Raw genomic sequence first — 24556 nt, forward strand, 5'->3', positions numbered from 1 at the left:
GCCGATCGCAGGATCTAAAGCTCGAGGCAGACCTTGCCGAAATGCCTTTGCGCTTCGTAGTGCCTGAAGGCGGCGGCGATATCCTGCAGTGGAAAGCTGCTGTCGATGACAGGCTTCAGGCGGTTGACCTCTATCGCACGGATCATGTCCTGCTGGTCGGCTTTGCTGCCGATGGAAATTCCGCTGATGCGGATCTGGTTTGAAAACAGCGCCGGGATTGAAACTTCTGCTGCAAAGCCGGTCAGGACGCCGATGAGTGCGATATGCCCGCCTGTCCGGCAGGCCGCTATCGACTGCGCCAGCGTCGCCGGTCCGCCGACCTCGATCACATGATCGACGCCGCGTCCGTCCGTCAGTTCCCTGGCCCTGCCGCCCCACTCCGGCACCGCCTTGTAGTTGATGACGCTGTCGGCCCCGAGTCGTCTGAGCTTCTCCAGCTTCTCTTCATCGGACGACGTGGCGATGACCCTTGCGCCGGCGGCCTTGGCAAATTGCAGCGCAAACAATGACACGCTGCCGGTGCCAAGGATCAGCACCGTGTCGCCGGGCTTTACCTTGCCGCATGTCACCAGGCCGCGCCAGGCGGTGACGCCCGTGCAGGTCAGCGTTGCCGCCTCGAGATGCGTATAGCCCGCCGGCGCCGTGGTGAAGGCCTGCGCCGGCATGCACACATACTCGCTGGCGAAGCCGTCGAAACTGTCTCCGGGAATGTCGCGGCTTGTATCGGATCTCATGTCGCTGGCCAGCCACCAGGGGTAGAAAACACTGACGACGCTGTCGCCCGGCTTGAACGTGTCGACGCCGTCACCGATCGCGATCACCTCGCCGGCGCCATCCGACAGCGGCACGCGGCCGTCGGCGAGCGGCACCTTGCCCTGTACGGCGAAATCGTCGCGCATGTTCAGCGCGCAGGCGCGAATCCTGACCAGCATTTCTCCCGGCCCAGGCCGGGGCTGATCCTCCTCGACCAGGTCTAGCTTGTCCAACCCGCCCGGCGCTCTCAGCCTGACCAGCTTCATAGTCTCTCTCCGACGTAAAGAGCGTTAGCATGGCGGCGGCGGTCCAGCCTATCGCCGGACCGGCCGGCCGGAAATCACGCGCAGCCAAGGCGCCAGATGGACGGCGCTCATCAAGAGATACATCAGCGGCATGCCGGTGAGCGGGGAGGCATCGGCCCCCAGGCACGACATGACGCCGTCGCCAGCGTGAATGCAGGTAAGCAGCGCCATCACGGCGAAAACAGGGGCCGCGGCGAGGCACAGCCAGTCGGCGGTGCGGAGAGAAACTGCATCGGAGCGTTGAGGGACCTCACTGCCGGTGCCTGTGCCGATATCGCTCATGGTCGTAATCCCTTGATGATCAATGCCCGGGTTTCCTGTCCCGTGAGGCACAGGAAACCAAGCTGGATGGGCGCCGCTCCAGGTCCTTACTTGCCGTCCTTGTTGCGGAACGCGGCTTCGCCGGCCGCCGACACTTCCTCCCACGTCTTGTCGGGTGCGGCGTCGTAATTGTCGTGCCAGTTCCACCAGCTGTAGAGCTCGGTCTGCGGATAGCCTTCGGGCGAATCCTCCCAGATTTCCTGGCGGCCGAGCGGCGTTGCGTCGAGGTAGCTCCAGACCGTGCCCATCTGCTCGTCGCCGCGGTTGTTGATGAAGTAGGTGCGATAGACTTTCTTGCCGTCCTGGATGAACACGTTGTGGCCGTGCCATTCGTCGACGCCGAAATCCTTGTCGAAACTGTCGGTGATTGTGTACCAGGGCATCTCCCAACCCATCCGCTGCTTCAAGCTGGCAATGTCGGCCTGCGGCGCGCGGGAGGCATAGGCAAGCGTGGTGTTGCGGGCGTTGAGATGGGCGAGATGGCCGACCTGGTCGGCGCCGAGCGAACAGCCGCGGCAGGCATGTTCGGGCCAGCCGTGGACGCCGGGTTCGTAGAAGGCGCGGTAGACGATCAACTGGCGCCGGCCCTCGAACAAATCGAGCAGGCTCGCTTTGCCGTTGGGACCTTCAAACACATAGGGCTTGTCTACTTCCATCCATGGCATGCGCCGGCGCTCGGCCGACAGCGCGTCCCTGGCGCGCATCGTTGCCTTTTCCTTCACCAGCATCTTTTCGCGCTCGGCTTCCCATTCCTGCCTTGAAACGACCGGTGGGGTCTTCATTGCCACGTGCTTGGTCATTGCTTGTTTCCTTTGCCAGTTGTTGAGCCGTTGTGGCTTGTCGTTGCCTGTTGATCGTGAGGCAGGCTAGGGCCGCGAGGCGGCGAGGGCGGAGTTACAAATGTGACGGCATTTGCAGGCGGGCCACCGCAGCAGGGGTGGCGAGGCCGCACGGTGGGCTCGAAGTCCTCGGAAGCAGGCATGGTCGGTTTTTCCTTATTGAGAAGCTTAACACGACTGTCTGAGATGCTCAGGCTAGCGAATGCGAATATTGCCGTCAACGCAGGCCTGGGCGTCTTCAACCAGTCCAGATGGCTAGGTCGCCGTCCCCGGCTTGCTGCTTGGCGGTGGTGACTTAAGTTAGGGCCGATAAGGGGAGCGGTGGGAGTTACAAATGTGACGGGATTTGCATGGACTCGCTGATCACCGCGGCAGGGCTGGCGCTGGCGGCGGGCAATCCGCTGGCGGCACTCGACCGCGTCGCCTTGCGCGAGGATGCCCCGGCGCTGGCGTTGCGCGGCATTGCCATGGCGCAGCTCGGCGATTTCGATCGCGCCAAAGTACTGTTGCGTAGGGCCGGCCGTGCCTTCGGTCCAAAGGAGGCGGTGGCGCGCGCCAGGTGCGTTGTCGCCGAAGCCGAGATCGCACTTGTTTCGCGTGATCTCGGCTGGCCGTCCAAGGCGCTCGACGCGGCGCGGTCGACATTGGAAAAGCATGGCGACCGGCTGAACGCGGCGCATGCCGGGCATCTCAAAGTGCGCCGCCTGCTGCTGATCGGCCGCCTCGACGAGGCTGAAGACGTGCTGGCTGGGCTCGATCCGTCGCCGCTTCCGCCGGCCTCACGCGCCGCGCATGAACTCGCGGTTGCCGGCATCGCCATGCGGCGCCTGAAGACGAAGGCCGCGCGCGCAGCCCTTGAGTGGGCGCGCCATGCCGCCCGCCGGGCCGGCATTCCGGGTCTTATGGCGGAGGTCGACAGCGCCTTCCTGGCGCTGGAGACGCCGGCGGCGCGGCTGATCGCAGGCGGCGAGGAGCATCCGCTGTTGCTCGAAGAGGTCGAAGCGCTGCAGGCGTCGCGCGCGCTGGTCGTCGATACGTTCCGCTATATCGTGCACAAGCAGGAAACAACGATCTCGCTGGCAACGAGGCCGGTGCTGTTTGCGCTGGCGCGCGCGCTTGCCGAAGCCTGGCCGGCCGATGTGCCGAGGGCGACGCTGATTGCCCGCGCCTTTGGCGGCCGGCATGCCGATGAATCGCATCGCGCCAGGCTGCGGGTCGAGATCGGCCGGCTGCGCGCCGAATTGCGGCCGCTGGCGGGCATAGGCGCGACCAGCCAGGGCTTTGCGCTAAAGCCGCGCGAAGCAGGCTCCGTGGCGGTGCTGGCGCGGCCGATCGAGGAGCGGCACGCCGCGGTGCTGGCCTTCCTGGCTGATGGTGAATCCTGGGCCAGCTCGGCGTTGGCGCTGGCGCTGGGCGCCGGACAGCGCAGCGTACAGCGGGCGCTCGAGCAGTTGGCCGAGACCGGCAAAGTGCAGTCCTTCGGCCACGGCCGGGCGCGGCGCTGGATGACGCCACCGGTCGCTGGTTTCACGACCACCTTGTTACTCCCGTCGCCGCTGCCGAACGGCTAGGAAAGGTGACCATGATCGAGGACCAGGACATGAAACATTCAGCAGCGGAAATCCTGCGCGAATACGGGCCCTTTCCTGATGTCGACACCGTGCACGGCGTGAGCTTCGACGGACAGAATGTCTGGTTTGCGACGGGCGAGCGGCTGACCGCCTTCGATCCGGCAAGCGGTGAGACGCTGCGCTCGATCGATGTCGCCGCCCATGCCGGCACCGCCTATGACGGCCGACATCTGTTTCAGCTCGCCGGGGACCGCATCCAGAAGATCGACCCGGATACCGGCAAGGTGCTCTCCATCATCCCGGCGCCCGGCGGCGGCCGCGATTCCGGCATGACCTGGGCCGAGGGCACGCTCTGGGTGGGGCAAAACCGGGAGCGCAAGATCCACCAGATCGATCCCGAGACCGGGAAAATCCTGCGGACCATCGACTCAAACCGCTTCGTCACCGGAGTGACCTGGGTCGATGGCGAGCTCTGGCACGGCACCTGGGAAGGCGACCAGAGCGATGTCCGGCGCGTCGATCCGCAAAGCGGAAAGGTGCTGGAACGGCTCGACATGCCGGCAGGGGTGGGCGTTTCCGGGCTCGAATCCGACGGCGGCGACCGCTTCTTTTGCGGCAGCGGCCCCGGCGGCATGGTGCGATCGGTGCGCCGGCCCAGATCGGCCGGCAGCGTATAAGGCCGCGGCCGGCGGCGTTCGCCTTATGGTGCGAAACGTCCCGCCGAGATCATATCCCGGAGCCGTCGAGCAGCGGGACGTCTTCGCCTTGCCACGGACTTGGCATTGAAGCCCGGCTCAGATTGGCCGTCGGCAGCGGCATCCAGCATTTCAACTCCGGTTCGGGGTATTCGATCACCCGTCCTGGCGACGAATCGGAAGAGCGCCAGCCCTCCGTGCCGAACTGGTCGGCGCGCGACCAGTAAGCGAGATCGACCTCGGCCGGCCCCTGTTCCGATGGCCTGACCGTGACCAGGATGCGGCTGCCGTCCTTGGGCGCGCTCGCCATGTGCCGCCAGCGATCGGGTTCGTCCATTCTCATGTCCTCCTGCACGTTGCAGGGATAGTCGCCGCGCTCTTGGCAGCGGTCAACCCGAACTTTGCCCAAGCACGAGATCTGTTTAGTACTCCCGCGCCGTCGGCCGAAACAGGATCTGGTTCATGTCGACCTCGTCGGGCTGGCTCACGGCGAACGCCCACATGGCGAAAGAATCCGGGTGCCGGGCCGCAACAGGAAAATCGAAGCCGGCATGTGAACGGGCTCACATGCCGCCACTGCAAGGAACGCTATGGGACGTCCGGCCATGACAGGGGTTTCGGATGACACTTGCAGATCTGTCTTTTTATCTCTTCACTGTTTTCAATGGCTTGCGCGTGGTGTCCTACCTGCCGCAGATCGTGCGGGTGGCCCGGGACAGGCACGGGGCGTCGGTGATTTCCTACGCGACCTGGCTGTTGTGGACAGGCGCCAACGCCACGACGGGACTCTACGCCCACATCAATCTGAACGATCCCGCTCTGGCGGCGATCAACTGGCTGAACGCCGTATGCTGCGTGCTGGTCATCGCGCTCACCGCCTACAAGCGCCATCGCGCACGGCTTCCGGTTGAGGAAGCCGCAAGCCGGTCGGAAGCGACCGCTCTGATGGTCGACAATGTCTGCTGAAGATCACCGCGGCAGATTGCGCTTTTCGAGGCCGCTCTCAGACATGCACGGTGCCATGCGAAAGCTCGCCCTCGTCGCTTGAGATGAGGAAAGCGGCTGCGAGTAGGCCGACATAGAACAGCCCGACCATGCACACGACATAGATGCCTGGAACCGGGCCGAACTGCGCCACGCGCGCGGCGTCGAGAAATGACGCGCCCAAGCCTATCGGCGACCCTTCGCGCTGCAGACTGGGCGTCGTGATCTTCAGCACCCACGCCAGCATCAGGATCGTGTACATGAAAATGTAGTTGCGGCGCAGCCGGCGCACCAACGCCGCGCGTTGCGAGATCAGGAAGCGCGGCGAACGCAGGCCTTCGCCGACGATGGCCAGCCAGTTGGAGGCGTAGTCGGGCTGCGGCGAGAAGATCTGCGCGAAATAATAGCGCTCGAACTGGCGCACCCTGGCCCGGTAGACGTCGAAGAAACGATAGCGCCGCGCCTCGATCCATAGCAGCAGCGTGGTCAGCAGCATGGCAAAGAGCAGCACCCCGTGATGGGCGCTGGGCGTCGAGAGTGAGACTGAGAGCATGGCGGCGACGACAGTAATCGCCCAGTTGCTGGTACGGTCCAGCCGGTCGCGCCAGCCGGCCATGCGGGCGATTTCGGCGCGGTGGAAATGCGACATGGTGGCCACGAATTCCGATGAGGTGAGCTTCAGCGCGAACGCATCAGAGGCCCGCGGCGCTGCAGCCGCTTCGTCGGTTTTCACGGTCTTGACCTGAGACATCCCTTGCCACGCGCCTCCCAACGCCATGGCCGGCCGAAACGACGCCGGTCATCCCCATCCGCGCAACGCGCAATCGGTTGAAAATGTTCCGTCGCCGGCCCGGGTCTCGGCGGTGTATCCGCAGTCAGATAGGCCCGTTATGCGATTCAGGTAATGAGGAACCTGCGGCGCGCCAAGGGAGCGTGGCGTGCAACCGATCTCGCCCGCAAACGTTATACCGGGCACGATGAGGGGGTGGATGTCCTTCGTGGTCAACCGGCGCCGGCCGGTCGCGCTTGCCGCGGCAGCTTTCGCATTCATGCCGGCCGCATCGTTGGCAGCCGAAAAGACCAGCATGTCCAGCGAGGGCATTTTCGTTCTCGAAATCCTCCTTCTGCTTCTCGTCGGCCGCGGCATCGGCGAATTGCTGGAGCGTCTCGGCCAGCCGGCGGTGATGGGTCAGCTCATCGGCGGCATCCTGCTCGGGCCATCGCTGCTCGGCTGGCTATTGCCGGAAGCAGAACGCGTGATCTTTTCAGGCGACGCCACCCAAAAGAGCATGATCAGCGCCATCGCCCAGCTCGGCGTGTTGATGCTTCTGTTGCTCACCGGGATGGAGACGGATCTGCGGCTGGTGCGCAGGGTCGGCCGTGCGTGCTTTTCCATCTCCGCCGCGGGCGTCGCCGTGCCTTTCGCGCTCGGCTTCACCGCCGCGCAGTTCATGCCGGCCTCGCTGCTGGCCGACGGAACCGAGCGCATTGTCGCCGGTCTCTTCCTCGGCACGGCGCTGTCGATCTCCTCGGTCAAGATCGTCGCCATGGTGGTGCGCGAGATGAACTTCATGCGCCGCGATCTCGGTCAGATCATCGTCTCGTCGGCCATCATCGAGGACACGATCGGCTGGGTGATCATCGCCATCACCATCGGCATCGCCACCAAGGGGCGCATCGAGCTCGGCAGCCTTGCCTTCACCATTGTCGGCGTCGCCGCCTTCATGGGGTTTTCCTTCACGATTGGCCGCCGCATCGTCTTCGACGCCATCCGCTGGACCAACGATACGTTCCGCAGCGAATACGCCGTCGTCACCGTCATTCTCGCCATCATGGGCGCAATGGCGCTGATCACCGATCTGATCGGCGTCCACACCGTGCTCGGCGCCTTCGTCGCCGGCATACTGGTTGGGGAATCGCCGATCCTGTCGCGTCATATCGAAGGGCAATTGCGCGGCGTCATCATGGCGCTGTTCATGCCGGTTTTCTTCGGCGTCGCCGGCCTTTCGGCGGATCTCACCGTGCTTGTCGACCACGAGCTTGCGCTACTCACGGCCGCTTTCGTGCTGATCGCCAGCTTCGGCAAATTCGCCGGCGCCTTCATCGGCGCCGAGCTTGCCGGCATGAGCCGCAAGGAAGGCATCGCCGTCGGTTGCGGCATGAACGCGCGCGGCTCGACCGAAGTCATCGTCGCCTCTATTGGCCTGTCGATCGGCGTTCTGTCGCACAATCTTTTCACCATGATCGTGACCATGGCCGTCATCACCACGCTCGCCATGCCGCCGACCTTGCGTTGGGCACTCGGCCGCTTGCCGATGGGCGAGAACGAGAAGAAGCGTCTGGAGCGCGAGGAGATCGACCAACGCGGCTTCATCGCCAATCTGGAACGACTGCTGGTGGTGACCGATGAGGGCGTTGTCGGCCGCTTTGCCGCTTACCTCGCAGGAGTCGTGGGCGCCGGCAGGCCGACGACGGTGCTGCATGCCCGAGGCGAGGGGGAGGAGGCCGAGCCCGGCACGGATGCGAAGCTCGAGCCGATCGAAAAGGGTGCCGAGGACAGCCGCGAGGCCGCCAGGAGTTCGGACGAGGAGCTTGCCCGCGCGGCGCCTGTCACGCGGCGCCACGAGGCCGAGCTTTCGGCCGAAACGGTTGCCAAGGAGGCGCGCAAAGGCTATGGGCTGCTGCTGATCGGGCTCGGCCGCGCGGTCACGTCGAAAGGTGGGTTTGCCCGCCGCATCAACGAGATCGCCGGCGCCTTCGAGGGCCCGCTATGCCTGGTGCTGAAGGCGCCCGGCGCCGGCCGCCAGATGCCAAGGCTAGGACCTGAAGGCGGGAAGATTCTGGTTCCGGTCAACGGCACCGCGATCGCCCGCCGGGGTGCCGAAATGGCGCTGGCGATTGCAGCGGTCACGGGTGCGCGGGTCAAGATACTTTATGTCGCGCGCGTCGGCCGCGACGAACCGCGCGACACTGTCTCGCATCGCCGCAGGGAGGCGGTGCTGAAGGATACCGTCGCACTAGCCGACCGCTATGGCGTCGAGATCGAGACGGCCATCCGCAGCCGGGCCGCCGCCGCCGATGCCATTGCCCGCCAGGCCGGCAGGGGGGCGGCGCTGATCGTCATGGGCGTGGCGCGGCGCCCTGGCGAGGAACTCTTCTTTGGCGAGACGACCACAGGCGTGCTGCAGCGCTGCCAATGCTCGGTGGTGCTGATCTCGGACGCCAGGCTCAGCCGCGACGACGAGGTCAGGGAAGAGCTGCGCTCGGGAACGGCGACAGGGTGATGAGTATTTGCCCTCGAGGGGAAATTTCGCTCATGCCGCCTGCAGCCTCTCTCGGCCGGGCTGCGGCGGGAACGCGATGGCGATGCCGGCAGCACCGAGTCCGATCAGCGCCGAGCCGATGAACAGCCAGGAATAGCTGGCATAGGCGTCGAAGATCATGCCGCCGGCGAGCGGGCCGAACGACATGCCGAGGCTGGACAACAGGGTCGCGGCGCCAAGTATCGTGCCGATGATGCGCGGCCCGAAATAGTCGCGCGCCAGAACCGCATAGAGCGGCATGACGCCGCCATAGGTGGCGCCGAAGATGATCGCCAGGAGATAGAACTGCTCGAGATTGCCGACGGCGAGATAGGCGGCGATCACCACCGCCTGGATGGCGAGGCCCACGATCAGCACCGGCTTGGCGCCCAGCCTGTCGCCGAGCACGCCGTAGAGCACGCGCCCGCCAAGCCCGGCAAGGCCCTCGACGCTGTAGATCGACACGGCTGCCATCGGCGCCACGCCGCACGACATGGCATAGCTCACCATGTGGAAGATCGGCCCCGAATGCGCTGCGCAGCAGGCGAAGAAGGTCATACCCAGCACCAGGAATTGCGGCGAGCGCAGCGCCTGGCCGACTGACATGCCGGGGGCCGCGGCAGGCGCGGGCGCGCTGCCATCCGCTGCCGCGACCGCCGTCGACGGCTGGCGCACCAGGAAGACGGCCGGCAGCAACAGCACCCAGGCCATGATGCCGATATCGAACATGGCGGTACGCCAGTCGTAGGCGGTGATCAGCCAGCGCGCGAAGGGTGAAATGGTCATCGGCGCCACGCCCATGCCGGCCGAGACCAGCGACACGGCCAGGCTGCGATGGGTCTCGAACCAGGCGGTGGTCAGCGCGATCATCGGCGCGAAGAAGGCGCTGGCCGCCAGCCCGACGATGACGCCATAGCTCAGCTGGAAGACTAGCAGCGATTGGGCTCGGCTCGCCACCACCAGCGACAGGCCGAGCAGCACCGCGCCGGCAAAAACCACCGGGCGGGCGCCGACACGGTCATAGATGGCGCCCCAGGCGAAACCGCCTGCGCCCATCACCAAGAAATTCAGCGTCATGGCGCTGGAAATGCCGGTTCGCGACCAGTTGGTGTCGAGCGCCATCGGCTCGAGAAAGATCGCCAGCGAAAACATCGCGCCGAGCGCCACACAGGTCATCAGCGCGCCGCACGCGACGATCACCCAACGGTAGGAACTGTTCATGCTCTTCTCCCGAGATCGGTTTCGATGCGGCGCCACTCGCTCCAGCTCCGTTGCGCCGCTTGCGTCCGAAGGACGTTGGCGCGATTTCGAATCCGACAATCCGGTTGCATTTTTTATCCGGTCTGCGTGGAAGTCCATCCGGATATGACAAAAGCAGGTGTAAGGCTGCCAAGCGCGCCGACAAATAGACTGCCGAATTGACGAGCCGCTCCGCGGCGCTAGCTTTGTGGTCTCGCGACGGGAGATATCGCTCATGGAACTGCATCGCGGCCGCCTCATCGACCACGTCCAGCTGGTGGTCAGGGACCTCAAGGCGAGCCGGCGCTTCTATGAAGCCGTCTTCAAGGTGCTCGGCATTCCGATCGGCGGCGAGGCCGAGGACTATTTCTGGGCCGACGAACTGTTCATCTCAAGCCTCGACAGCCGGGCGGCGAGGGGACAACTGACCGGGCGCCATCATCTGGCCTTCCAGGCCAGGGATAACGCCATGGTCGATGCCTTCTACAGGGCCGGCCTCGATGCCGGCGGGGCCGACAATGGCGCGCCGGGTGAGCGGCCCTACCACCCCGGCTATTACGCCGCCTTCCTGCTCGACCCCGACGGCAACAACATCGAGGCGGTGTTTCACGGGCCGGCAAAGCGAAGTGCCGCTTCGGTCGAGATCAATTTCTAGCGCAGGTTCACGAGGAGCGGGTTGCGGTGATCCGTCCGGAGTTCTCGTAAAAACAAAGAGTTGAAGCGGTCCACGGATTCAATCGCTGAACTGCTTCACATTGGCGGCGCGTAGCGGTTCACCACCATTCCGCAGGCATAGGCTTTAGAGCCGAGCAGGCGCAATTTCCGGAAGCCGCCACGGTCGAAAATCCGCTGGCCGTCGCCCAGCGCGGCCGGATTGATGAACAGCTGGAACTCATCGACCAGTCCCGCTGCAATCAGCGCCGAGGCAAAGCCGGCGCCGCCGAACACCGCCATGTCGCCTTCACCTTCAGCTTTCAGCGCCTTGACCTCGCGCGGCAGGTCGCCGCTGGCAAGCGTCGTGCGCTCCCACCGCGATGCCGCGAGCTTGTCGCTCAGCACCACCTTGCGCGCCTCGACGATGCGCTGCGCAAAGGCGTAGAAGGGATCGCGCGGATAGTTTTTTGCCGCATTGCCCCAATGGGTTAGATAGCCTTCTTCGGCCATCTTGCGGCTGAGCAGAATGGTGTCGATGCCGGCGAACACCGCGTTGAAATCCTGCTTCAAGTCGTCGTCCCACGGGCAGTTGGCGCCCCATTCCCAGAGCTGCCAGTGCTCATCGCCGGCCGCGCCGACAAAACCGTCGACCGATATCTGCATCTGCAGGATCAGTTTTCTCATCGTCGTTCTCCTGATTGAGCTCTGGTGTCACCAGCGCCAGGTCAGGCGGCGTTGGTTATTGCTTTACTTTCGGAACCATTGACATGAGCGAAAAATGATGTCAATAGTAAAGTGATTTAAAAATGGAAGCATTTAAATGTCGACCAGGGAAAGATCCGGCTGTCCCATCAGCCTATCGCTCGAATTGCTCGGTGACCGCTGGACGCTGCTGATCATCCGCGACATGATTTTCGCGGAAAAAAGGCACTTCCGGGAGTTCCTGCTATCAGGCGAAGGCATCTCGTCACGCACGCTGGCCGAGCGGCTGCAGACCTTGCAGGATGAGGGCATCGTCACCAGAAGCGACGACCCCACGCACAAGCTCAAGGCGATCTACAAGCTGACGGAGGCGGGCATCGACCTGTTGCCGGTGCTGGCGACGCTCGGCGCCTGGGGCAGCAAGTACCGCAACGCCGATGACGAGCTGGCAAGGATCGCCGATGAACTGGCCGCGGGCGGCGAGGCGGGCATGGAGCAGATAAAGAAGAAGCTGCGCGCCGAGCATATCGGCTAGCGAGCAAGGCCAGCCCTCCCTTCGGGCCGATGGCGGGCTAGATCGACACGACGTCGCGCAGCCTCACCCTTCCCATCCCGCAAATCGCTGTGGCCGGAGCCATGTCTGCTTCGGATTGCCATCGCCCGAACCACGGCCTCTTCCAGCCAGCGCGCGGTGGCGGGGGCGGCATGCATGCCGATTGGGCCCATGCCGCCATGCACGTAGAGCTCTTCGACCGCGGTGCGGCCGGCGACAGGCAGCCCGTCCGACAGCATGGGCGATTGCCGGGATAGACATTCGTCACCGGGGGTGAGCCGAGACCGGCCAGGATGCGCAGCGTGCGCGCCGCGATGCGAAGGCGTCTCGGCGCTAGCGCGCCGATCCACCTTCTCCAACAAGGGGAGAAGGTGAGGCGCGCCTTGTCCCGCCTGCGCTTCTACGCGTAGCCTAAGGAGCTAGCGGGAGGAGAATCGCTTGGACACCACTGTCGTTATTGTCGGCGCCGGGCCCGCCGGCCTTGCGGTCGGTGCCTGCCTGAAGCGGGCAGGAGTGGATTTCATCCTGCTCGAAAAATCGCAGGAGATCGCGCCCGCCTGGCGGCGGCACTATCGGCGGCTGCATCTGCATACGGTCAAGTCGTTCTCGTCGCTGCCGTTCCTGCTCTTTCCCAAAAATTATCCGCGCTACGTGCCGCGCGAAATGGTGGTCCGCTATCTCGACGACTACGCGGAAAAATTCGATCTGCGCCCGCGCTTCGGTGTGACGGTGAAAGCCATTCGCCTCGGGGACGGCGGTTTTCTGGTCGAGACAGGATCGGACAACCTCAAGGCGCGCCATGTCGTTATCGCCAGCGGTAACAATGCCGAGCCGATCATCCCCCGGCTCCCTGCCATCGAGGCTTTCAAGGGCGAGGTGCTGCACAGCGCCGACTATACGCAAGCGGCGCCTTTTGCCGGCCGCTCGGTGCTGATCGTCGGCATGGGCAACACCGGCGCCGAGATCGCGCTCGACTTGGCGGAAAGTGGCGCGCGTCCGACGATTTCGGTGCGCAAGGGCGTCCACATCGTGCCGCGCCAGCTGTTTGGCGTGCCGATCCAGATGGTCGGCATCGCCAGCCGGCCAATGCCGCAGGCGCTGAACGACTGGATGTTTCCGATCATCCTCGATTTCGCGCTGGGCAAGCTCGAGAAATACGGCATCGTCAGGCCGAAGCAGGGCATCCTGCAACAGATCGACGAAGTCGGCCGCATCCCGGTCATCGACGTCGGCACGGTCGACGCCATCACCAAAGGCGCCATCAAGATCGCGCCCGACATAGCGGGCTTCACCGAGCGCAGCGCTGCGTTCAGCGACGGCAGTCAGGAAAATTTCGACGCCGTCATCCTCGCCACCGGCTATCGCCCGGGCTACGAAAAGTTTCTGCCCGTGGAATTGCAGCCGGAGCGCAGTGGCGTCAACGCCCGCGCCTCGCAACTCGGCCTCTACCTCGTCGGCTTCTACAATCCGGTCACCGGTCTGCTCAGGGAAATTGGACGCGAGGCGAAGGCAGTGGCGGCCGACATTGCTCGGCGAGGCTGAAGGGGCGGCGTCGGCCAAGCTGCGGATCTCCCGCCTTGCAGGAGATCGGCTATCCATCACAGCCGCGCCGCATCGCCCTCATCCAGCAGCCATTGCCGCACGGCTTGCGTCGGTTCTGGGTGCCGTTGCTTGCGCGGCATCACGACATAGAAATCGTGCGTCCCACGCATCTCCGCGTTGATCGGCTGCACCAGCCGGCCGGCGGCAATGTCGGCGGATACGAGAAACCGGCTGGCCAGCGCGATGCCCTGGCCGGCAATGGCGGCGTCGATCGCGAGGCCTGTCTGGTTGAAGCGCATGCGTTTGGCCTCGGTGGCCATCCTCAGGCCGAGCGCCTTTTCCATGAATTCCGGCCATAGATTGTGCGCGTCGTGCAGCAGGACGTGGTGCTGGATGTCGGTCGGCGCGATCTCGTTCGCGCCGGTCGGCAGCAGGGCAGGGCTGCAGATGGCGATGATCTGCTGTGGAAACAAAAGATCCACCATCAGGCCGGCGCCGAAGGGCAGGCGGCCTTGCCTGACCGCAATGTCGACGCCATCGGCCTGAAAACTCGACAGGCTTTCGCTGGCCAGGATTCGCAAATCGACCAGCGGGTTGTGCGCGACGAACTCCGGCAGTTTGGGGATCAGCCATTTGGTGGCAAAGCTCGGCGTGACGCTGATTGTCAGTCGCGCCGGTTCGGGCCGCAACAGCAGCGTTGCCTCGGAGATCAGGTCGAAGGCGCGGCGGATGTTCGGCGCATAGGCGCGGCCTTCGTCGGTCAGCGCCAGGCCGCGCGGCAGCCGGTCGAACAGCTTTGCGCCGAGATCGGCCTCCAACCCGCGTATATGCTGCGCCACCGCCCCTTGCGTCACGTTCAGCTCCTGCGCGGCGATGCGGAAGTTGAGATGACGCGCGGCGGCTTCGAAGGCACGCAGCGCATTCAACGGCGGCAGGCTCAGGAAGGCTTCGGGCATGCAGGAGTTTTTCTACAGCTTGATTTCAGGCTTTCTGGTTCGAACCAGATGGCAAGACCGGCTATATCATCCTTTGAAGTCGCGAGACACACGCCGCAAAACCCCAAGGAGAGAAAAATGAGTGTAGAAAAAGTGGCAGTGGTCGTCGCCGGTGGCAGCGGTATGGGCGCGGCGGCGGCCAAGCGGCTGGCGGCGGACGGGTTCAAGGTCGCGATCCTGTCGTCCTCCGGTAAGGGCGAGGCTCTGGCCAAGGAGCTTGGCGGCCTCGGCGTCACCGGCTCCAACCAGTCGAATGACGATCTGCAGCGGCTCGCCGATCTGACGCTCGAGCGCTTCGGCCGCATCGACGTGCTGGTCAACAGCGGCGGCCACGGGCCACGCGCGCCGATCCTCGAAATCACCGACGAGCAGTGGCACACCGGTCTCGACGTCTATCTGATGAACGTCATCCGGCCGGTGCGCATCGTGGCGCCGCAGATGGTCAAGCAGAAGGCCGGCGCCATCATCAACATCTCGACCGCCTGGGTGGTCGAGCCGAGCCCGATGTTCCCGACATCCGCCGTGTTCCGCGCCGGTCTTGCCGCCTACACCAAGATCTTCGCCAACACCTACGCCGCCGACAATGTGCGCATGAACAATGTGCTGCCCGGCTGGATCGACAGCCTGCCGGCCACCGAGGAGCGCCGCGACAGCGTGCCGATGCAGCGCTACGGCACCTCGGAGGAAATTGCCGCGACCATCGCCTTCCTCGCTTCCGAAGGTGCGGGCTACATTACCGGCCAGAACATCCGCGTCGACGGCGGCATCATCGGCGCGATCTGACCGCGCCGGTCGCCTCGCGTGAGCCGGCGCGTCACTCCTTCACCGCGCCGGTCATCGACGAGACATAGTGCTCGACGAAGAACGAATAGAGCACCACCACCGGCAGCGAGCCGATCAGCGCTCCCGCCATCAGCGCCCCCCATTCGTAGACGTCGGAGCGCACCAACTCGGTCAGCACACCCACCGGCACGGTCTTGTTTTCCGAGGACTGGATGAATGTCAGCGCATAGATGAACTCGTTCCATGACAGGGTGAAGGCGAATATGCCGGCGGAGATCAGGCCGGGCACCGACAGCGGCAGCACGATCTTGGTGAGGATCTGCCACCGGCTCGCTCCGTCTATCAGCGCGCATTCTTCCAGTTCGAACGGGATGGAGCGGAAGTAACCTATCAACAGCCACGTGCAGAACGGCACCAGGAAGGTCGGATAGGTAAGGATGAGCGCGAAGGGCGTGTCGTAGAGCCCGAGGTTGAACACCATCACCGACAGCGGAATGAACAGGATCGAGGGCGGCACCAGATAGGCGAGGAAGATGCCGAGGCCGACCTGCCGCGCCCCGGAGAAGCGCAACCGCTCGATCGCATAGGCGGCGAACACCGACGCCAGCAGCGACAGGAACGTGGCGGCGGTCGAGACGATGATCGTGTTGAGCAGCCAGCCCGGATAGGAGGTCTCGAACAGGAGATAGCGGATGTGCTCCAATGTCGGATGCACCACCCAGAACGGATTGAACTGCGCATAGTCGGTCATCTCGAGATTGGGCTTAACCGCCGTGATCGTCATCCAGTAAAACGGAAACAACAGCACGAAGACGAACACCAGCAGCGGCAGATAGACCGTCACCACGCGGCGCGGCAGGCTCTGCAGGTAGCCCATGCCGCCTTCGTCGATATCCCCACGTTTCGCCTTCCTTGTCGCGGCCGTCTTGACCATGTCAGTCTCCGCCGCCTTGTTGCCATTTGCGGCGTTGCAGGCCGAAATAGCTGAACAGGATCGCCGCCAGCAGGAACGGGATCATGGCCACCGCGATGGCCGCGCCCTCGCCAAGCTGGCCGCCGGAAATGCCGCGCTGGAAAGACAATGTCGCCATCAGATGCGTGGCATTCACCGGTCCGCCCCGGGTCAGCACGTAGATCAGCTGGAAATCGGTGAAAGTGAACAGCACCGAGAAGGTCATGGTGATGGCGATGATCGGCGTCAGCAGCGGCAGAGTCACATAACGAAACAACTGCCAGCGACTGGCGCCGTCGAGCGTGGCCGCCTCGTAGAGCGACTGCGGAATGGTCTGCAGGCCGGCGAGCAGCGTGATGGCGACGAAAGGAATGCCGCGCCAGACGTTGGCGGCGATAACCGAAGCGCGCGCATTCTCCGGATCGCCGAGGAAATTGATGCGGTGGTCGATCAGGCCCATTTGCTGCAGCGCCCAGGACAGGATGGAGAACTGCGAATCGTAGATCCACCAGAAGGCGATGGCTGACAGTACGGTGGGCACCACCCAAGGCAGCAGGACTATCGCGCGGAAGAACGATTTGAACGGCAGGTTTTCATTGAGAATGAGCGCCAGCCACAGGCCGAGCACGAACTTCAGGATCGAGGCGCTGACCGTGTAGAGCAAGGTGTTGAAGACGGACAGCCAGAAGACGGCGTCACTCCACAGATACTGATAGTTCTCGGTGCCAATGAAGATGCCGGGGCGGCCGATACGGGCATCGGTGAAGCCGAGCCAGACGCCCAGCCCGAGCGGATAGGTCAGGAAGACCAGCAGCAGCGCCGCCGCCGGCAGCATGAAGCCGAAGCCCAGCGCGTTGCGGCTTTCGGAGATCCGCGAAAGCATCGACGGACGCGGCTGGGCGGCAACGGACGGCACGGCCATGGACAGCTTCCTCAGGAGGTCTCCTTGGTCGGTCCGGCGACCGCCAAGCTATTTCGGGAACCGGGCCGGGCAGTGCAATGGCTGCTGCCCGGCTCAGCTGTGTCTTAAACGCGGTAGTAACGGTTGGCGCGCTTCTCCGCCTCCTCCATCGCCTCCTGCGGCGTCGCCTGGCCGGTCACCGCCTTGGCGAACATGTCGACCAGGACATAGTCGGCCATGGTCGCCGCCGAGGCATAGCCGAGCGGCCCGGCATAGCCGTTGGGACGCAGCGTCGCCGAGGCCTTGGCGTAGGCGGCGTTGTTCGGGTCGGCCGTCCACACCGGATTGTTGTCGAAGGCCTTCAGCGTCTGGCAGCAATAGCCCGCCGAGGAGGTGATCCAGTCGGTCATTTGCGGATCCTCGAACATGAACTGCAGATAGGCCTTGGCCGCATTGGGGTAGGGCGTGTAGTTGAAGATGACGGCCGTGGTCACCTGGAACAGTTCGACCGATTTCCCGACGGGACCGATCGGCAGGTTGGTGGTGCGGATGTCCTTGGCGATCTCAGCCAGCTTCGGATCGTTGTCCTTGTTGATCTTGGCCGTGTTGTAGGCGGAAATGCCGTTGGCGATAACGCCGAGTTCGCCGGCCAGGAAGGCGCGGTTATTATTGACGTCGAGCCAGCTTTCGGTCCCGGGAATGAAGGTCTTGTAGAGTTCCTGCGCGTAACCGATCGCCTTTAGCGTCTCGGGGCTGTTGATCGCCACCTTGCCGCTCTCGTCGACCATCTGGCCGCCATGGCTCCACAGCAGCCAGTGCGCGTAGTTGTTGCCGTCCCCGACGCCATGGCCGTGCGTGAAGCCGGCCGGATGTCCCTTTGCCTGCAACGCCTTGCAGAGCTCGAGGAAGCCTGCCGTGTCCTTCGGAAATTCCGAGAAGCCGGCCTCCTTCACCCAGCTTTCGCGATAGACGATGGCATTGCCGATGGTGGCCAGCGGCAGGCCGACGAACTTGCCGTCCCGCGTCGCATATTGCTTTGGTCCGTCGTGCCAGCCGCCATATTTCGAGCCCAGATACTCGCCGAGCTCGGTCACGTCATGCAGCTTGTCGGGATATTGATGCGGGTCGTCGAACCAGACGAACATGAGGTCCGGGCCGGAACCGACATTGGCGGCGACCGCTGCCTTGGGGCGAATGTCCTCCCAGCTTTCCTTGTCGACACGAACCTCGACACCTGTCGCCTCGGTGAAGCGCTTGGTGTTGGCCAACCATTGATCCTCATCGCCCTTGACGAAGGGCGACCAGCGCAGCAGCCGCAGCTTTGCGCCTTCCTCGGGCTTGTATTTCAAACCCTCCTGGGCAAAAGCCGGCGAGCCGACGAAGCGGCTTCCCAGGGCTCCCGCCGCAACACCTGCGGTAGTGCGGATTACGTCGCGTCTCGTGAACTTCATGGTCGTCTCCTCCGGTTTGTCTTCCTTGCTATGCGGTCCTTACCATCCGCTACGCGTTTCAAATCGTGTTCCGGTCTTGCCGTCAAAGAGATGAATCAGGCCAGGCGCGGCAGAGAGCCGTATGGTTTCGCCCGGTGTGAAGGCATGGCGTTCGCGGAAATTGGCGACGATCTCGTCGCCGCCGGCGGTGCGGCCGATGAGCTGCACTTCCGACCCGGTCGGCTCGACGACCGCGCCGGTGACTGTAATGCCTTGGACGGCCGGTAGCCGCAAATGCTCGGGCCGTATTCCCAGCACCACCGGATGGCCGTTGCCAACGGCCGGCGCGGCGCCCAGCGGCACGGAAATTCCCCCCGCGCCGCGAAAGGTCGGAGACCCGTCGGTGACGATCTCGCCCTTGATCAGGTTCATGGCGGGCGAGCCGATGAAACTGGCGACGAAGAGATTGTTGGGCCTGTCGTAGAGCTCCAGCGGCGGTCCGATCTGTTCGACGATGCCGTCATGCATGACGACGATCTTGTCGGCCATGGTCATGGCCTCGATCTGGTCGTGGGTGACATAGACTGTCGTCGTTTTGAGCCGCTGGTGCAGTTCCTTGATCTCGGCGCGCATCTGCACCCTGAGCTTGGCGTCGAGATTGGAGAGCGGTTCGTCGAACAGGAAAACCTGTGGATCGCGCACGATCGCCCGGCCCATGGCGACGCGCTGGCGCTGGCCGCCGGAAAGTTGGCGCGGATATCGCGTCAGCAATGGCACCAGCCCGAGGATTTCGGCGGCGCGCTGAATGCTGGTAGCGCAATCGGCCTTCGAAACACCTTTGAGCATGAGCGAGAACGCCATGTTCTCGGCGACCGTCATATGCGGGTAGAGCGCGTAGTTCTGGAACACCATGGCAACGTCGCGCTCTTTCGGCGCAACGTTGTTGACGACCCGATCCCCGATGGCGATCTCGCCCCGAGAAATCTTTTCCAGGCCGGCGATCATCCTGAGAAGGGTCGATTTTCCGCAACCCGACGGGCCGACCAGCGTGACGAATTCGCCGTCATCGATATCCACACTGACGCCATGCAGGACCTCGACGGTCCCGAACGATTTGTAAACGTCGCCGATCGCGACAGACGCCATCGATCTCCTCCCGAATGCTTCTTGCGACGCCCCGAAGGAAACCGCTCCTCTCCCGCCTCGCGACCGTCTCCCATTCCCCCAACAGGTCGCGCGACAAGCAGACGGTAGCGCTACCAAGCCTGCCTGTAAAGCGGCCATGCGGCCGGTGCTCTTGTGATTCGGAACACTCGGCGCAATGACCGGCACACCGGCAAACTACCCCCCATTCACAAAAGCCAGCACCAGCTTCTGCAGGTTTCCGCCGGGGCCGAATTCGACCCGGTCGAAGTCGCGGCTCGCCTGCCGCTGTGCCAGCGAGATCTGGGCGAGTTGCCTCGTCAGCTCGGTTCTGATCTTGCTGCAGGCGGGGTCATCAGTAACGGTCAGGCCGACGCTCACCGCCTCGATCTTGCGCACCATCTCGGCGATGGCTGCGCCATGCACTCTCTCGTGGGCGGCGAGCCCGGCGATGAACACCGTCCAGTTCTTCTGGACGGAAGCCGGCAACGGTTCGGCCGGCTTCGGCAAGGTGTAGGTGATGATCAGTTTCGGGCGCGCCGATTTGAGCACGCAGGCGTCGCCTTTCGGCCTGTAGTCTCTGGTCCAGGTCAGCTTGAAATTGGTGTGCGCAATGACCCGACCCTTGCCGAGCAAGGGGCCGGCTTCGCCGATTGCGGCATAGAGTTCCGGGCCGGTCCGCCCTGCGATGGCGTAGGTCTCGACCTTTTCGACCGGCTTCCAGTCGGCGCGTGCCGGCGACGCCAGCAGGGAGGCCGCGAACAGGAGAAAGAACATGGCTGGTTTCATGGAAACGTCAGAGACACTGGGCTGAGGCAAAGATCAACCCGGCGCAATGCACTCAGGTCCCACGGCAGGCCGCGTCATAGTCGGCCAGCACCTGATCGACAGCTTCGAGAAGGATAGCCTCGGGATTGCCCGCGGGTCCAAGCCCGGCCGGCAGCGCCGGCAGGAATTGCCGCATCAGCGTTTCGGGAATGGCGACGCCGTCCAGCGCCTTGCGCAGGCGCTCGACGGCCGCGACAGCGGTGGGGTTGCTCCAATAATAGCGGATGCGGTCGCTGTAGCTGTAATGCCGCTGCACATAGAGCTCTGCTTCATTCCCATGATAGTGGCTGTGCCAATGGCCGGGTGCTGCCAGCATCGCGCTTTCCATGGTGCGGGCGAGCGACCGGTCGCCATAGTCCCTGGCCATTTCGGAGGCGATCAGGTCGAGCCCGTAAAGCGCCTCGCGCAAGGCGAAGGTCAGGCCGGGGCCGACCTTGAGGATGGGAAAGCCGTTTGCGACCAGCTCGGTCAAAGCCGCACGGCTCTGGTAGTCGGTCGAATGCGCCTCGTAGACGAGCGACGGCTGCTCATCGAGCAAGCCGGTCAGGCCCTTGGATTTCTCAGGCGCGTAGGCGACGACGTTCTGGCTGCCGAATTCCACGCCCGGCTGCACCACCACGGCGATGACGCGGCCGAAGGCCTCGGACAGGCCTTCGCGGGCAAAGATCTCCCGGTGAACCTCGATCGTGCGCCGCGCCGCCGCCGCCTCGGTCGGCTTCAACTCGCTGATCGCATGGTCGACGCCGCCGGGGGCGGGGACTTCGGTGCCGATGATGTAGACCGGCAAGGTGCTGCCTGCGGCGTGCGCGCCCGTTTCGGCCGCCTTTGCCAGTCGCGCCGCCCGGGTGGCGATGGTCTCGTCGTCGAGCGCCGCCGGCTCGCCGGCGCAGCCCATCGATGCGTCGAGATGAATCTTGGTGAAACCGGCCGCGATATAGGCGCCGACCATGGCCTCGGCCTTGTCCATCGCCTGCGCCGCCGGCTCTGCGCGCCACGGGTTCGGTCCCAGATGGTCGCCGCCGAAGATGATGCGCGAGGCTTCCAGCCCCTCGCGACAGGCGATCTCCAGCACGAAGGCGACGAACAGCGCCGGGGTCATTCCGGTATAGCCGCCGAACTGGTTGACCTGATTGCAGGTTGCCTCAATCAGCAGGTTTTTCTCCCTGTCGGCAACGGCGCGCCTGATCGCCGTCTGGATCACCAGCGGATGAGCCGAGCAGATCGAGGTGATGCCGTAGGGCGGGCCGTTTTTGCGCGCGCTGGCGAGGCCTGCAAGCGGGTTGGCACTCATGTCCGTCTCGCTGTTCCCTTGATGAATTGGTCAAGCGCATCGAAGCCGGCGGTGCCCTCCATCGGGCCGCGCCGGGTGACGTTGCGGGCGCCGGCGGCATTGGCATAAAGCAGCGCCTTGCCGGGCTCCATCCCCTGGCGCCGGCAGGTCAGGTAAGTGGCGCCGAAACAATCGCCGGCGCCCGTCGGGTCGACTTCCTCGACCTGAAAACCGGCGCAGTCGATCCTGGCGCCGTCGGCGCCGAACCAGGAAGAGCCGTCAGCACCGCGCTTCAGCACGATCTCGCCGACGCCCCTGGCAAACAGCGCCGCCACCGCCCGGTGCTCGTCATCGACGCCGGCCGCAGCCAGCAATTCGTCGCCGGACGGCAGCAGCAGGTCGGCATCGTCGATGAGGGCGGAAAACAGTGCGCCGTCGGAGCCGTCGATCAGCTCCTTGCGCACATTCGGGTCGAATGAGGTCGAGCCGCCGCGGGCACGAACCGCCTGCACTGCGTAGCTGACGATCTCCTTCAGCCCTGCCACCGACAGCGTCGATCCCATGATATGCAGATGGCCGGCCCTGTCCGCCAGCAGGCGCGCAGCAGTGGTCAGGTGGATCTGCCCGGCGGCGGATTCGGCGATGTTGTAGACGAAGTCCCTGATACCATCGGGCCGGTAGCGCACGAAGGCGCATCCCGTCGGGAAGCGGTCGCTGATATCGACGGCTGAGACGTCGACGCCGTCGAGCTCCAGCCTGTCCAGGTTGAGCGTGCCGAAATCGTCGCGGCCGACGCAGCCGATAATGCCGGCGCCGCCTCCCAGCCGGGCGACCTGATCGATGAAGATCGCCGGCGCACCGCTGGGGAATGGCCCGACGAGCGATTGCGGCTCGAGGAAGCCGAAACCCAGTTCCGTCGCCATGATCTCGACCAGGATTTCGCCGGCGACAATCGTTGGCCCCACGGCCTCGGCGGCGATCTCGCTGCGGCGCGAAAGGCTCATGCTTGCGATTCCTCTCACACGCAAACTGATTGCTTGCCCGCGCAGTTATCCGACGCAAATGTTTATCGGGTAAATCGCACATACAGCGAAGTCAATAAAACTCTACATGCGTATAGTTTATCTGTTTCCGCGCGTACACATTGCAGGATTCGGGTGGCTGGGATCGTGGCACCGTGCAAATCAGGCGTCGACCGCAGCGAAAGGACAGCCATGCTCACGCTTCATGATTATTTGCCGTCGCAAAACGTTTGGAAGGCGAGGGTCGTGCTCGGCCTGCTCAACATTCCCTATGAAAGCCGCCTGGTGTCGATTTTCGAGGGCGAGAGCCACACCGACGCCTTCCTGAAGCTCAACCCGGCCGGCGCCGTTCCTGTGCTCGAACTCGAGGATGGCCGTGCGATCGCCGAATCGAATGCGATCCTCATTTATCTCGCCGAAGGCACGCCGTTGCTGCCGGCGGATCGCTATGTCAGCGCGAAAGTTATGCAATGGCTGTTCTTCGAACAGTACCATGTCGAGCCGGTCATCGGCTCCCTGCGCTTCTGGACGCTGGCCGGAAGGCTGGAGCGCAACCAGGCGACGCTTCCGGCCAAGCGCGAAGCCGGCGCCCGCACGCTGGCAGCGCTGGAGCGCAGCCTGAACGACACGCCGTTCCTTGTCGGCGACATGCTCACCATCGCCGACATTGCTGTCTATGCCTACGGCCACCGTGCCGAAGATTGCGGCTTTGCGCTGGCGGCTTATCCGGCGGTCCTCGCCTGGACGGACCGGGTGCGCGACGCCATCGGTCCCGGCTATCCCGTGCATCTCTACAGCATCGATCCGCACTCGGCTGCTTGACGGCAAAAGGCGCGCGCGTTCACCTTGCTTAGTCGAAAAGAAGACCCAGATTCTGCTTTGTCGGCGGTTTTTACTCGCAATCCGTTGGCTGGATGGCCGGGTCTCGGCGTCATCTCGACGACCGGCCGGCACTTAGCATGGAGGTGACCATGACACGCAACGACATCATTTCGGTGTTGGGGCCGGTAGACGAGGCGGTCATAGCCGACATCGCGCTGACCGGCGCCACCCTTGAAGAACTGCGCGAGGCGTTCGCCTGGCTCAGTGCCGACGAGGCCCTGGTCAACGAGGGTCGCCCCTTGCCGGGAACGAAGGTGGCGCGGCTGATCGAAATCCTCGATATGCCGGACGACGAGGACGGCCACCAGGCGGTGGCGCAGTAGGCCGTAGGCGTAGGATATCGGTCTGCGCCACCTTATTCCCCTATTCCCTACGGCCTATTCCATTCCCTTACGCCCTCGACAGCAGCCGGCGCATGATCAGCGAGGCGTGGCCGCCAACGCCGTGCGCGGCCGTGTGGCGCTCGACCACTTCGAAACCGTGCTTGCGATAGAAGGCGATCGCCCGGTCGTTGCCCTCGATCACTTCCAGCGCAATGCTGGGGATGCCGGCATGCGCGACAAGCACCGCGTGCAGCAGGTCGGTGGCGAGCCCGCTGCCGAACTCTGTCTTGTCGATGTGCAGCCGGTCGAGCAGGACATCGCCACGATCGTCCATCGCCGCCATCGCGTAGCCGGCGATCGAACCGTCCGGCCGTTCGGCCACGAACGACATCTTGTTGTCGTCCGCAAGTTCCTCGGCCAGCCGCTCGGGCGCATGCTTGTCGTCGGAGAGCCGCGCAGTGGTCTCTGGCCCCATTATTGCCGAATAGGTGCGCCGCCAGGATTCCCCCAACAGCCGCGACACCGCCGCTATATCTTTCTCGGTCATCGCCCTGATCTGAACCATGG

The 24556-nt window shown here is 64.2% G+C and carries 26 protein-coding genes; 10 read left to right on the top strand and 16 right to left on the bottom strand.

Annotated features, from left to right (window positions below):
• Positions 1 to 14: 14 nt before the first annotated feature.
• From NKJ58_RS11650 to NKJ58_RS11660, 3 genes are all read right to left on the bottom strand, one after another.
• Positions 15 to 1019, bottom strand: a complete 1005-nt coding sequence (locus NKJ58_RS11650) for a zinc-dependent alcohol dehydrogenase family protein (RefSeq protein ID WP_023693809.1) — start codon at positions 1017 to 1019, stop codon at positions 15 to 17.
• A 48-nt stretch (positions 1020 to 1067) separates the two neighbouring features.
• Positions 1068 to 1340, bottom strand: coding sequence for a hypothetical protein (locus NKJ58_RS11655; protein WP_023685488.1), 273 nt, complete (start codon positions 1338 to 1340; stop codon positions 1068 to 1070).
• An 86-nt stretch (positions 1341 to 1426) separates the two neighbouring features.
• A complete protein-coding gene (locus tag NKJ58_RS11660) occupies positions 1427 to 2179 on the bottom strand; it encodes a DUF899 domain-containing protein (RefSeq protein WP_023685489.1) in 753 nt (250 codons plus the stop codon).
• Between the two features lie 389 nt (positions 2180 to 2568).
• Here NKJ58_RS11660 and NKJ58_RS11665 point away from each other — a divergent pair, with 389 nt between their 5' ends.
• Both NKJ58_RS11665 and NKJ58_RS11670 read left to right on the top strand, forming a co-directional pair.
• Positions 2569 to 3789, top strand: coding sequence for a hypothetical protein (locus NKJ58_RS11665; RefSeq protein WP_023685490.1), 1221 nt, complete (start codon positions 2569 to 2571; stop codon positions 3787 to 3789).
• Between the two features lie 29 nt (positions 3790 to 3818).
• Positions 3819 to 4466, top strand: a complete 648-nt coding sequence (locus NKJ58_RS11670) for a Vgb family protein (RefSeq protein ID WP_023814852.1) — start codon at positions 3819 to 3821, stop codon at positions 4464 to 4466.
• Between the two features lie 49 nt (positions 4467 to 4515).
• Here NKJ58_RS11670 and NKJ58_RS11675 read toward each other — a convergent pair whose 3' ends face one another.
• A complete protein-coding gene (locus NKJ58_RS11675; protein WP_023689804.1) occupies positions 4516 to 4821 on the bottom strand; it encodes a hypothetical protein in 306 nt (101 codons plus the stop codon).
• Between the two features lie 284 nt (positions 4822 to 5105).
• Between NKJ58_RS11675 and NKJ58_RS11685 the strand changes: the two genes are divergently transcribed.
• On the top strand, positions 5106 to 5450 hold the full coding sequence (locus NKJ58_RS11685; RefSeq protein ID WP_023699394.1) for a hypothetical protein: 345 nt from the start codon (positions 5106 to 5108) through the stop codon (positions 5448 to 5450).
• A gap of 37 nt (positions 5451 to 5487) precedes the next feature.
• Here NKJ58_RS11685 and NKJ58_RS11690 read toward each other — a convergent pair whose 3' ends face one another.
• Positions 5488 to 6219 carry a DUF2270 domain-containing protein gene (locus NKJ58_RS11690; protein ID WP_352519870.1) on the bottom strand — a complete coding sequence of 244 codons (732 nt, stop codon included), beginning with the start codon at positions 6217 to 6219 and terminating at the stop codon, positions 5488 to 5490.
• A 238-nt stretch (positions 6220 to 6457) separates the two neighbouring features.
• Between NKJ58_RS11690 and NKJ58_RS11695 the strand changes: the two genes are divergently transcribed.
• The gene (locus tag NKJ58_RS11695; RefSeq protein ID WP_352853147.1) at positions 6458 to 8752 is read left to right on the top strand and encodes a cation:proton antiporter domain-containing protein; all 2295 of its coding nucleotides are present in this window, start codon (positions 6458 to 6460) and stop codon (positions 8750 to 8752) included.
• Between the two features lie 30 nt (positions 8753 to 8782).
• Here NKJ58_RS11695 and NKJ58_RS11700 read toward each other — a convergent pair whose 3' ends face one another.
• Entirely contained in the window at positions 8783 to 9991 is a 1209-nt protein-coding gene (locus NKJ58_RS11700; protein ID WP_023740063.1) for an MFS transporter, read from the bottom strand.
• A 244-nt stretch (positions 9992 to 10235) separates the two neighbouring features.
• On the opposite strand from NKJ58_RS11700, the gene NKJ58_RS11705 reads away from it, so the two are divergent.
• On the top strand, positions 10236 to 10664 hold the full coding sequence (locus tag NKJ58_RS11705) for a VOC family protein (RefSeq protein ID WP_156931523.1): 429 nt from the start codon (positions 10236 to 10238) through the stop codon (positions 10662 to 10664).
• 95 nt (positions 10665 to 10759) lie between these two features.
• On the opposite strand, the gene NKJ58_RS11710 is transcribed toward NKJ58_RS11705, so the two are convergent.
• A complete protein-coding gene (locus NKJ58_RS11710; protein ID WP_023814849.1) occupies positions 10760 to 11347 on the bottom strand; it encodes a dihydrofolate reductase family protein in 588 nt (195 codons plus the stop codon).
• Positions 11348 to 11483: 136 nt separating this feature from the next.
• Here NKJ58_RS11710 and NKJ58_RS11715 point away from each other — a divergent pair, with 136 nt between their 5' ends.
• On the top strand, positions 11484 to 11900 hold the full coding sequence (locus tag NKJ58_RS11715; protein WP_023712523.1) for a winged helix-turn-helix transcriptional regulator: 417 nt from the start codon (positions 11484 to 11486) through the stop codon (positions 11898 to 11900).
• Positions 11901 to 12356: 456 nt separating this feature from the next.
• Positions 12357 to 13460, top strand: coding sequence for a flavin-containing monooxygenase (locus tag NKJ58_RS11720; protein WP_352853149.1), 1104 nt, complete (start codon positions 12357 to 12359; stop codon positions 13458 to 13460).
• A 56-nt stretch (positions 13461 to 13516) separates the two neighbouring features.
• Here NKJ58_RS11720 and gcvA read toward each other — a convergent pair whose 3' ends face one another.
• Positions 13517 to 14416, bottom strand: coding sequence for a transcriptional regulator GcvA (gene gcvA, locus NKJ58_RS11725; RefSeq protein WP_023705119.1), 900 nt, complete (start codon positions 14414 to 14416; stop codon positions 13517 to 13519).
• Between the two features lie 117 nt (positions 14417 to 14533).
• On the opposite strand from gcvA, the gene NKJ58_RS11730 reads away from it, so the two are divergent.
• Complete coding sequence (locus NKJ58_RS11730; RefSeq protein ID WP_023819075.1) at positions 14534 to 15238, top strand: SDR family oxidoreductase; 705 nt, start codon at positions 14534 to 14536, stop codon at positions 15236 to 15238.
• Between the two features lie 31 nt (positions 15239 to 15269).
• Here NKJ58_RS11730 and NKJ58_RS11735 read toward each other — a convergent pair whose 3' ends face one another.
• The 7 genes from NKJ58_RS11735 to NKJ58_RS11765 all read right to left on the bottom strand — a co-directional run bounded on the left by NKJ58_RS11735 (position 15270) and on the right by NKJ58_RS11765 (position 22766).
• Positions 15270 to 16172, bottom strand: coding sequence for a carbohydrate ABC transporter permease (locus NKJ58_RS11735; RefSeq protein WP_352853150.1), 903 nt, complete (start codon positions 16170 to 16172; stop codon positions 15270 to 15272).
• 1 nt (position 16173) lies between these two features.
• On the bottom strand, positions 16174 to 17073 hold the full coding sequence (locus NKJ58_RS11740) for a carbohydrate ABC transporter permease (RefSeq protein WP_444849008.1): 900 nt from the start codon (positions 17071 to 17073) through the stop codon (positions 16174 to 16176).
• Positions 17074 to 17216: 143 nt separating this feature from the next.
• Positions 17217 to 18542 carry an ABC transporter substrate-binding protein gene (locus tag NKJ58_RS11745; RefSeq protein ID WP_352853151.1) on the bottom strand — a complete coding sequence of 442 codons (1326 nt, stop codon included), beginning with the start codon at positions 18540 to 18542 and terminating at the stop codon, positions 17217 to 17219.
• A 39-nt stretch (positions 18543 to 18581) separates the two neighbouring features.
• A complete protein-coding gene (locus tag NKJ58_RS11750) occupies positions 18582 to 19667 on the bottom strand; it encodes an ABC transporter ATP-binding protein (RefSeq protein WP_352853153.1) in 1086 nt (361 codons plus the stop codon).
• A 195-nt stretch (positions 19668 to 19862) separates the two neighbouring features.
• On the bottom strand, positions 19863 to 20453 hold the full coding sequence (locus NKJ58_RS11755) for a DUF922 domain-containing Zn-dependent protease (protein ID WP_023705115.1): 591 nt from the start codon (positions 20451 to 20453) through the stop codon (positions 19863 to 19865).
• 52 nt (positions 20454 to 20505) lie between these two features.
• Positions 20506 to 21783 (bottom strand): D-tagatose-bisphosphate aldolase, class II, non-catalytic subunit, encoded by a 1278-nt coding sequence (locus NKJ58_RS11760; RefSeq protein ID WP_352853155.1) that lies wholly within the window; start codon positions 21781 to 21783, stop codon positions 20506 to 20508.
• Positions 21780 to 22766, bottom strand: a complete 987-nt coding sequence (locus NKJ58_RS11765) for a tagatose kinase (protein ID WP_352853157.1) — start codon at positions 22764 to 22766, stop codon at positions 21780 to 21782. Before NKJ58_RS11765 ends, NKJ58_RS11760 begins: the two co-directional genes overlap by 4 nt.
• 210 nt (positions 22767 to 22976) lie before the next feature.
• Between NKJ58_RS11765 and NKJ58_RS11770 the strand changes: the two genes are divergently transcribed.
• On the top strand, positions 22977 to 23606 hold the full coding sequence (locus NKJ58_RS11770; protein WP_352853159.1) for a glutathione S-transferase family protein: 630 nt from the start codon (positions 22977 to 22979) through the stop codon (positions 23604 to 23606).
• A 149-nt stretch (positions 23607 to 23755) separates the two neighbouring features.
• A complete protein-coding gene (locus NKJ58_RS11775; RefSeq protein WP_081726147.1) occupies positions 23756 to 23989 on the top strand; it encodes a hypothetical protein in 234 nt (77 codons plus the stop codon).
• A 67-nt stretch (positions 23990 to 24056) separates the two neighbouring features.
• On the opposite strand, the gene NKJ58_RS11780 is transcribed toward NKJ58_RS11775, so the two are convergent.
• On the bottom strand, positions 24057 to 24554 hold the full coding sequence (locus NKJ58_RS11780; protein WP_023685888.1) for a GNAT family N-acetyltransferase: 498 nt from the start codon (positions 24552 to 24554) through the stop codon (positions 24057 to 24059).
• Between the last annotated feature and the right edge of the window lie 2 nt (positions 24555 to 24556).

Source organism: Mesorhizobium sp. M0139, from assembly GCF_040322455.1.
Taxonomy (GTDB): Bacteria; Pseudomonadota; Alphaproteobacteria; order Rhizobiales; family Rhizobiaceae; genus Mesorhizobium.